At 65.5% G+C, this 8,699-nt stretch carries 6 protein-coding genes and 1 pseudogene; 2 read left to right on the forward strand and 5 right to left on the reverse strand.

Features of this window, described 5'->3' with window-relative positions; all coding sequences use genetic code 11:
* Positions 1-220 (reverse strand): annotated as a pseudogene (locus JMF90_RS12520) (EAL domain-containing protein); the annotation flags it as partial.
* Positions 221-418: 198 nt separating this feature from the next.
* Between JMF90_RS12520 and JMF90_RS12525 the strand changes: the two are divergent.
* Positions 419-793 carry a hypothetical protein gene (locus JMF90_RS12525; protein ID WP_011546958.1) on the forward strand — a complete coding sequence of 125 codons (375 nt, stop codon included), beginning with the start codon at positions 419-421 and terminating at the stop codon, positions 791-793.
* Between the two features lie 214 nt (positions 794-1,007).
* Here the strand turns inward: JMF90_RS12525 and JMF90_RS12530 are convergent, their stop codons facing one another.
* Positions 1,008-2,150 carry a DUF2827 domain-containing protein gene (locus JMF90_RS12530; protein ID WP_011546957.1) on the reverse strand — a complete coding sequence of 381 codons (1,143 nt, stop codon included), beginning with the start codon at positions 2,148-2,150 and terminating at the stop codon, positions 1,008-1,010.
* 407 nt (positions 2,151-2,557) lie between these two features.
* Between JMF90_RS12530 and JMF90_RS12535 the strand changes: the two genes are divergently transcribed.
* Positions 2,558-3,877: a galactosyl transferase GMA12/MNN10 domain protein gene (locus JMF90_RS12535; protein WP_171984326.1), complete on the forward strand. Its 1,320-nt coding sequence runs from the start codon at positions 2,558-2,560 to the stop codon at positions 3,875-3,877.
* An 87-nt stretch (positions 3,878-3,964) separates the two neighbouring features.
* On the opposite strand, the gene JMF90_RS12540 is transcribed toward JMF90_RS12535, so the two are convergent.
* The 3 genes from JMF90_RS12540 to JMF90_RS12550 all read right to left on the reverse strand — a co-directional run bounded on the left by JMF90_RS12540 (position 3,965) and on the right by JMF90_RS12550 (position 8,660).
* The gene (locus tag JMF90_RS12540) at positions 3,965-6,079 is read right to left on the reverse strand and encodes a phosphocholine-specific phospholipase C (RefSeq protein ID WP_011546955.1); all 2,115 of its coding nucleotides are present in this window, start codon (positions 6,077-6,079) and stop codon (positions 3,965-3,967) included.
* A gap of 42 nt (positions 6,080-6,121) precedes the next feature.
* Positions 6,122-6,325, reverse strand: a complete 204-nt coding sequence (locus tag JMF90_RS12545) for a hypothetical protein (RefSeq protein WP_011694854.1) — start codon at positions 6,323-6,325, stop codon at positions 6,122-6,124.
* A 337-nt stretch (positions 6,326-6,662) separates the two neighbouring features.
* On the reverse strand, positions 6,663-8,660 hold the full coding sequence (locus tag JMF90_RS12550) for an acetyl/propionyl/methylcrotonyl-CoA carboxylase subunit alpha (RefSeq protein WP_201317074.1): 1,998 nt from the start codon (positions 8,658-8,660) through the stop codon (positions 6,663-6,665).
* Positions 8,661-8,699: the final 39 nt, after the last annotated feature.

The raw sequence follows: 8,699 nt of genomic DNA on the forward strand, positions 1-8,699 counted from the left end.
CGCGCTCGCCCCACCGCAGCCGCGCGAGGCATTCCTGGTACAGCACGCCACCCGACAGGTCGGCGCGGCACACGGGCTCGTGCGCGAATCCGAGCCGGCTTTCGACGAAACTGCGTACCGACGCAAGATCGCGATGATCGTCCGGCGCGCCGAACACGAGATCGATTTCGTCGCGATTCGTTTTCCGATTCGCCTCCTGGCGAGCTTCGACCGCATTCATCCGGCGCTCCGGCAAATGGCGAGCCGCCGATCACGGCTCGACCTCAATACATATGCGGAACGAGCCCACCTCGACGCGCTCCGCCGCCTACCCGGCCCATCCTGTCATGTCGATTTTTTCCGGGGGCGTACTGTTCGCTTCGGCGCGCCGTCAAATTCGATATTTTTACGATATTCGGTTACTTGAAATACACCATGCGTGCGCGATGCCGACAGTGCGACAGGTTACACAACGCAAATTACGAAAACCATCAATCCGAATCGTTTATCTTTTTCATCTAAACAGTTTTATCTGAATCACCCCCTCCCGGATTTGCTGGTCGCGCGAAGCGGGATATCGCCAATTGATCAGATAAATACCACACCGCAAAGTGCCGTACGCATTCGACATGCCGGGTTGAAACACCGGCCCTCCACACATGCCGTCACCTGCGGAAAACCTGCTGCCGCGCGTGATTCGATCACCGCAGCATTCAATTTTCTCGTTTCAAACGATATTATGAAATTCCGAAACGGAATCAAGCCTCATTTAATCAATAATACCAACTTCAATTATATGAAGATTATAAATTGAACCATATTTAACAATCTTTCCGACTTGTTAACCTATAAACTTGTTTTTGACGGACTTCCCTCGGAGCCGTCAATTTCGTGCCTTCCAAAACCGTCGAGCTCATCGGGTTCGGCGGTTTCTTTTTTAACGGCATGATTTCGTCAGACATGAGGGCGGGACAAACCCGACGGCGGCCGGCGGCGCACCGAACGTGCGCCGCGGAACATCGACCTCATCAGGCGACCGTCGCGCCGATCAGGTTCGCGAGCAGCGCGTCGTACTCGGCGACGAGCGCCGGATTCGCCGACGTGTAACGGCCGAGAATTTCGCGCTGGCGCCGCGCATACCCTTGCCAGTCGTCGTCGTGCGTGTGCAGCGCGCGCAGCAGCGCATCGGCGCCCTGCTGCACGTCGTTGTCCGGATAGTAGTAGCCGAGATCGGGCGCGAGGCTCGCGTTGTGCACGAGCGGATAGCCCTGCCAGCACACGTCGAAATAGAAATAGTTCAGCGGGTTCGACCATTGGTGCGACACGACGATATCGGTCAGGTCAGCCAGGAACAGCGGCGTATCGAAGCGCCCGACGAAGCTGGCCTTGCCCGCGCGCACGATGTCCAGGTAGTTCATCAGCATCACGAACTCGGGGCTGTCGTGCGCGAGGCGATCGGCGTTCGTCACGTGCGTGAAGCAGATCGCGTCGGGGTCGCGGCGATACGCTTCGTCGATGATCAGCATCGGATACACGCAGAACTTCACGACGTCGTGGTTCGGCTCCATCACCGTGAGCCGCTTGCCGGGCTCGCTGCGCGGCCGGTATTCGCCGTGCTCGGGCAGCGACCGCGCGCGTTCGGTGAGGAACATCGGGTCCCACACGAACGGCACGACACGCCCCGGGCAGCGGCGCAGCGACTGCAGGAACGGCAGCGACGACGGCGCGATCTGCGGAATCGCCCACACCTCGTCGTAGCCGCGGTTGATGAACAGCGAATCCCACAGCCGGCGGCCGAACAGCATCGACTCCATCGCGTTGATGTACTCGACGCCGCAGCAATAGCTGACCAGCTTCACGCCGCGCGCTTTCAGGTAGGCCGTCTGCTCGCCGTCGATCTGCCCGCCGAGTTCGATCACCACGTCGAGCGCGTCCTTCATGTCGGCGAACGCGCGCGTGTCGAACACGTTGCGATCCCACGGCAGGGCGTCGGTCAGCGGCACGTCGGTCGTGTTGACCAGCGTCACGCGGTAGCCGTGCGGCGACGCCATCAGCAGCTTCGCGAGGAACAGCGCGTTCTGCTTGATGCCGTTGATCCACAGGCTTTCGTCGGGGGCACGCAATCCGATCGTGATACCGATGCGCAGGCCGGTCAGGACAGGAGACGTCATCGTCGGCAGGATGGAAGGTTGAACGGGAATGGCATGGCGCAGTGTAGCGCTTGACGCGCCGCCCGCGTCAAGCGGCGGCGATCCGGCATTCTAGCGGAGCGCCGGCCGCACACTGTCAGGGATGGTCAGCGGCCGCCCCGGCCGGGCCAATCCGCCCGATCGTTATGCGATACTCGTGCCGCCCGGCGGCCGGCTTTCTCGGCGCGTTCGGGCGCGCAGCACACGACCTCGCCGCACCACGATCAAGACCAAGGCACACAAAGCATGGAACATGATGCCGCGCAAGGCTTCCAGACCCTCCACGACGAACCGGGGCGGCGCTCGCGGGTCAGCGTATCCGGATGGCGGGCCGAGCTGAAGCGCATCCCGCGGATCGTGTGCGCGCTTCCCGGCGTTCGGAGCGCGCGATGATCGTCCTCAGTCATTTCAGCCAGCACGCGCCAGCCAGCCTCGAGAACCACCGCTGGTACGCGCAGGGGCACGGCTATCGTCACGAGATCGTCGATGCATCCGGCATGCCGCAGGCGCTGCCGCTGCGCCCGCTGCATCGCTACGAATCTCTGCTGCACGTGCTGCGCGGCGCGCAACCCGACGAACTGGTGCTGCTGCTCAGCGAAGATGCGGCGATCATCGAGCCCGTCGCGCTCGACCGCCTGATGACTGGGCGCGACATGCTGCTGGTCGACGCGTTCGCGTCGCCGCTGCCGCAAGTCGACGTGCAGATCTGGCGCAACACGCCGGACGTGCGTGCGATCGTGATGCGGCTCGCGCAGCGCTGCAAGCTCGGCAGCGAGCCGAGGCTGACGTCGGAAGCCGCGCTGTTCGCGGAGCTCGATACGCATCGCTACATGACGCCGATCGACGGGCTGTATGCGGTCATGCCGTCCGGCCCCGACCTCGATCCGATGTGGAGCCGCGAGCCGACGTTCGCGATCAGCCTCGACGACACGCCGCACGATCCCGAACGCAAAGGCGCGACGCCGCGCTTTCGCGACACGCTCGTCGCGTACGTCAACCGATGCCGCGCCGCCGGCCGGCCGCTGTTCACGTTCGATCACGCGGCCGCAGCACCGGACGAAGCCGCCGAGCGCAGCACGTACAACCCCGGCCGGCCGATCGCATTGATGATGCTGTACACGCCGAACATCGGCAGCTATGCACGCGTCGCCGAACGGAATTTCCGGCGCTACTGCGACGCGCACGGCTACACGCTGTACGTGCATCGCGACATCCCCGCCGAGATCGGGCTGAACGCGACGGGCAACTGGTTCAAGCCGTGGCTGCTGCACGCCTACCTGCAGCACCATGAATGGGTCGTGTGGCTCGACGCCGACGTGCTGATCGCGAACCAGCAGCAACCGCTGGCGCCGCTGCTCGAAGGACGCGACTGGCTGCTCGCACAGGATATCGGCCAATGGGCGTTCAATTCCGGCGTGATGGCGTTTCGCCGCACCGAACGCAACGACGCGATGCTGCGCGACCTGATGACGACGATTGCCGCGCTGCACGACCGGTCGAGCGTCTATGCGAGCGACGGCGACCAGTTGCATTTCATTCGCGCGATGGAGCGCGACGGCCAGTTGCAACGCGAAGGCGTGACCGACCTCGTCAGCCTCAACACGCCGTGGCTGTTTCGCCGCGCGGACAGCTACATCGTGCATTACTACGGCATGTGGTCCGCGATGCGTGCGCTGATGATGGCGCATGACGACGGGCTGCTGCCCTGACACCAGCGCCGCCATACCCTCGACGCACAAACACGACGCGCCGGCCGGATTCAACCGGACGGCGCGTCGTCGCATCAGGTGCCGTCGTCAGATCGCCGCGATCGTCGGCGCCACGGCCGCCGGGTCGGTGATGCTCGGCTTGCCGGTCTCGACGTGCCCCGCGATGCGGCGCGTCCAGCCGGCATTGCCCGCCACCGCGAACTGCAGGTCGTACCAGTGGCTGCTGCACGACAGGTCCCAATGCGCTTCGATGCGCTGCCCGGCCGGGACCGTCAGCGTGCGCGCCGCGCCGCCGTACGCGACATCGGTCGCCGTGACCGTGAGCGGGCCGGTGCCCGCATTGGCGATCGTCACGTACACGTCGCCGTTTGCGGTGTCGTAGCACGGCGTGATTTCAGGCTTGGCCGCGGCATCCGCCGCCGCCGACCCCGCGAAGCGCCGGAAATAGCCGTTCGGCCCCCACACGCTCACCAGATAGTTGCCGTTCGCATCGAGCGCCCACGTATCGGTCAGCTGCTTGCCGGCTTCGACCGTATAGCGGCGCGGCATCGCGGTCGGGTCACCCGTATAGACCCAGAAGTGCGCGCCCTGCGTGCCGGTATTCGCGAACGTCAGCGCATAGCCTTGCGCCTGAAGCTGGCCGGTGACGTGCAGTTCGTACGGCAGCGCGCGCGCCGGCCGCGTACCGGGTTCCTGCGCGGTCACGACCTGCTGCGCGGTGCTGGCCGGCGCGGTCTGCGACGACGCACGCGAGCATTGCAGGTCCGCCTGCGCGACGTACGCCTGCGTATTCGGCAGGGTCGGCAGCGTCGCATCCGATTTCGAGAAGTCGAGCGCCGACGTCAGGTCGCCGCAGATCGCGCGGCGCCACGGCGAGATGTTGGTCTCCATCACGCCGAAGCGCTTTTCGATGAATTGCAGCACCGACGTGTGATCGAACACCTGCGAGCAGACGAAGCCGCCCTTCGACCACGGCGACACGACGAACATCGGCACGCGCGGGCCGAGGCCGTACGGCAGGTTGTCGGCCGTATAGGTGCCGGCTTGCGTCGCGGTCACGACGTTGTGCCGCTCGAGCGACACGTCGACGGTACTCATGCCCGAGCCCGGCAGCGTCGGCGCCGACGGCGGCACGACATGGTCGAAGAAGCCGTCGTTCTCGTCGTACATGATCAGCAGGACGGTCTTGCTCCACACGTCCGGGTTGGACGTCAGCGCATCGAGGATCGTCGACAGGTAGTACGCGCCGTACAGCGGCGTGAACTTCGGATGCTCCGAATACGCGGCGGGCGGCAGCAGCCACGACACCTGCGGCAGCGTATTCGCCTGTACGTCGGCCTTCAACTGCGTGATCGGGCGCGTACTCATTCCGCGCGTCTGCAGCGACGAACCGGCCGGCGCATTCACGAAGTTGTTGAAGCACGCCAGCATGTTCGTGCCGTAGTTGCCGGTGAAGTTGTCGAACCCGGTGCCCTGCTGGTAGATCTGCCACGAGATGCCGGCTTGTTCGAGCCGTTCCGGGTAGGTCGTCCAGCTGAAAGGCGGCAACTGGATCTTGTCGAACTGGTTGTCGATGTAGTCGGTGTTGTCGAGCAGCGGGCCGCCGCCCGTGCCGAGCGGATCGACCATGCCCGTCATCAGGTACATGCGGTTCGGGTGCGTGTTGCCCGGGATCGAGCAGAAGTAGTTGTCGCACACCGTGAACGCATCCGCGAGCGCGTAGTGGAACGGGATGTCGTCGCGAACGTGATAGCCCATCGTCATGTTCGACTTCTGCACGGCCCACTGATCCGCGCGGCCGTTGTCGATCGCGCCATGGGTGGTCGCCCAGGTATGCGGCAGGCCGCCGATACATTGCGCGTTGACGCCCGGATTGGTCGTGTCGTAGCGGAACGGCGCGATCACGCTCGACTTGTCCTCCTGGCGCGGCTGGAACCACACCGGCTTGCCGTTCGGCAGCGTGACCGGGAAGCGGTCGTTGTAGCCGCGCACGCCGCTCAGGTGTCCGAGATAGTGGTCGAACGAGCGGTTCTCCTGCATGAACACGACGATGTGCTGCACGTCCTGGATCGTGCCCGTCACGGTGTTCGGCTCGATCGCCAGCGCCTTGCGGATCGATTCCGGCAGCAGTGCGGTGGCGGCGGTCGCGCCGGCGAGGCCGGCCGAGAACTTCAGAAAATCGCGTCGCGAATGAGTGGCCATGCTGGTTGCTCTTGATGGGTTTTCTGGTGGAAACGGCCGGTATCAGGAAGCGGGCGACGACGCAGGCGCGGTGAAGCCGGGCGGGCAGCGCATCTGCGCGGTGGCGACCACCGCACCGCCGCACGCGGCCTTCTGCTGCGCGACGGGCGCGGCGGGTGCGGTCAGGTCGTCGTTGCAGGCGCCGAGGACGGCGGTCAGCGCGATCAGGCCGACGACCGCGAAAGGCCGTAGGGCCGACGTTCGCATAACGGTTCTCCGTGAGGATGATGACGTGACGCGGACGCGACGCCGCGCCGGTCATATCGACGCCGAGATGCTATGTTCGACTTGTTACACGACGGTGTCGAGGGGCGGGAAGATGGAGGTGCGCACTGCGCGTGGCACGCGATGGTGTGGCAGGAACGGCGAAGATCGTAAGGCCTTCGAAAGATGTATGTTGCTTAGGCGTATAGCTTCTTCGCGTGTTGTCGATATCGAAGCCGCATCGCCGCGGCCACGGCCACGGGCGTACGGAAAATTACGAAGCGCTTTCTTGCGGGCCTGCCGCCACGGCAACCGGCCCACGTACAGCAACAAGGTCCGCTCAGCCTTCCGCCATCATCAGCAACTGCGCGCCGTCCGCGACCTGATCGCCGACACCGTACAGCACGTCAGCGACGACGCCCGCGCTCGGCGCGCCGATCGTGTGCTCCATCTTCATCGCCTCCATCACGATCAGCGGCGTACCGGCTTCGACCTTCTGCCCCGGCTCGACCAGCACCGCGATCACCTTGCCGGGCATCGGCGCGGTCAGGCGGCCACCGCCCTGCTCCGCGTCGCCCGCATGCGCGAGCAGGTTGCGCCATTCGAACGTTTCGGCCGCACCCTGCGTGAACACATGGAACGTGTCGCCGTCCGCATACACGCGGCCGCTGCTGCGCACGCCGCCAAGCGTCACGTCGAAATCGAGCGGCGTGGCGCCGCGCGTCCACGCGAACGGTTGCGCGGCCGCGTCGCCGATCGCGATGCGCGTGCCGGTGCCGTCGTCCTCGTACGTGACCGTCACGTCGGCTTCGCGATCGGTCGCATGCCATTCGAGCGTGCGGCGATAGCCGCCGTTCAGCCGCCAGTCCGGCAGCGAACTCCACGGCGACGCGCTTTCCTGCGCGGCGGCGCGTTCGCGCGCAAGCAGTGCCGCACAGGCGAGTGCAAGCGTCGCACGCGGCGGCTGTTGCGGCGCGAACAGCGCATCGTGGTTGCGCTCGATCAGGCCCGTGTCGAGATCGGCGATCGCGAACGGCTCGCACGCAACGATCCGCTGCAGGAACGCGGCGTTGGTATGCAGGCCGACCACTTCGCACGCGCGCAGCGCACGCAGCATCAGGCCCAGCGCTTCCGCACGATCCGCGCCGTGGACGATCAGCTTCGCGATCATCGGATCGTAGAACGGCGTGATCGCATCGCCTTCGCGTACGCCGCTGTCGACGCGCACCGACGCCCCGATGTCGAACTCGACGCCTGCCGGCAACCGCAAATGCTTCAGCGTGCCCGTCGACGGCAGAAAGCCGCGCGCCGGATTCTCCGCGTAAAGGCGCGCTTCGAGCGCATGGCCCTGCACGCGCAGTTCCTCCTGCTTCAGCGGCAGCGGCTCGCCCGCCGCGACGCGCAGTTGCCATTCGACGAGATCCAGCCCCGTGACCATCTCGGTCACCGGGTGCTCGACCTGCAGGCGCGTGTTCATTTCCATGAAGTAGAACGCTTCGCCCGTCATGATGAATTCGACGGTGCCCGCGCCGACATAGCCGACCGCGCGCGCGGCCGCGACGGCCGCTTCGCCCATCGCCTGGCGCACGTCCTCATGCAGGCCCGGCGCCGGCGCTTCCTCGAGCACCTTCTGGTGACGGCGCTGCACCGAGCAATCGCGATCGAACAGGTACACGGTATTGCCGTGCGTGTCGCCAAACACCTGCACCTCGACGTGACGCGGGCGCGTCAGGTATTTCTCGATCAGCACACGATCGTTGCCGAAGCTGCTTGCCGCTTCGCGCTGGCACGATGCAAGCGCCGCGGGAAAGTCCTCGGAGCGCTCGACCACGCGCATCCCCTTGCCGCCGCCGCCCGCGCTGGCTTTCAGCAGCACCGGATAGCCGATCTGATCAGCCTCGCGATGCAGGTTGGCCGCGTCCTGGTCGTCGCCGTGATAGCCGGGCACGAGCGGCACGGCGGCCGCGTGCATCAGCGCCTTCGCGGCGGCCTTCGATCCCATCGCCGCGATCGCGTCGACCGGCGGCCCGATGAACACGATACCGGCCGCTTCGCACGCTTGCGCGAAATCGTCGTTCTCCGACAGAAAACCGTAGCCGGGGTGAATCGCCTGCGCGCCGGTCGCGCGCGCGGCTTCGATGATGCGCTCGATGCGCAAGTAGCTGTCTGCCGCGACCGAGCCGCCGATGTGCACGGCCTCGTCGCACGCGGCCACGTGTTTCGCGTTCGCATCCGCGTCGGAATAGACGGCGACGCTCGCGATCCCGAGACGTTTGCACGTCGCGGCGACGCGGCACGCGATTTCGCCGCGGTTGGCGATCAGAATCTTGTCGAACATGGCTTCGATGTCGTCCGGAAGGTTGAGGTCACGCGATCA

The organism is Burkholderia sp. E168m23, from assembly GCF_016586125.1.
In the GTDB taxonomy this organism is placed as follows: Bacteria; Pseudomonadota; Gammaproteobacteria; order Burkholderiales; family Burkholderiaceae; genus Burkholderia; species Burkholderia orbicola.

Bases quoted from the DNA above. Each gene is read 5' to 3' on its own strand.
- JMF90_RS12535 (WP_171984326.1), top strand. From the start codon at position 2,558: ATGATCGTCCTCAGTCATTTCAGCCAGCACGCGCCAGCCAGCCTCGAG.
- JMF90_RS12540 (WP_011546955.1), bottom strand. From the start codon at position 6,079: ATGGCCACTCATTCGCGACGCGATTTTCTGAAGTTCTCGGCCGGCCTC.
- JMF90_RS12545 (WP_011694854.1), bottom strand. From the start codon at position 6,325: ATGCGAACGTCGGCCCTACGGCCTTTCGCGGTCGTCGGCCTGATCGCG.
- JMF90_RS12550 (WP_201317074.1), bottom strand. From the start codon at position 8,660: ATGTTCGACAAGATTCTGATCGCCAACCGCGGCGAAATCGCGTGCCGC.
- JMF90_RS12530 (WP_011546957.1), bottom strand. From the start codon at position 2,150: ATGACGTCTCCTGTCCTGACCGGCCTGCGCATCGGTATCACGATCGGA.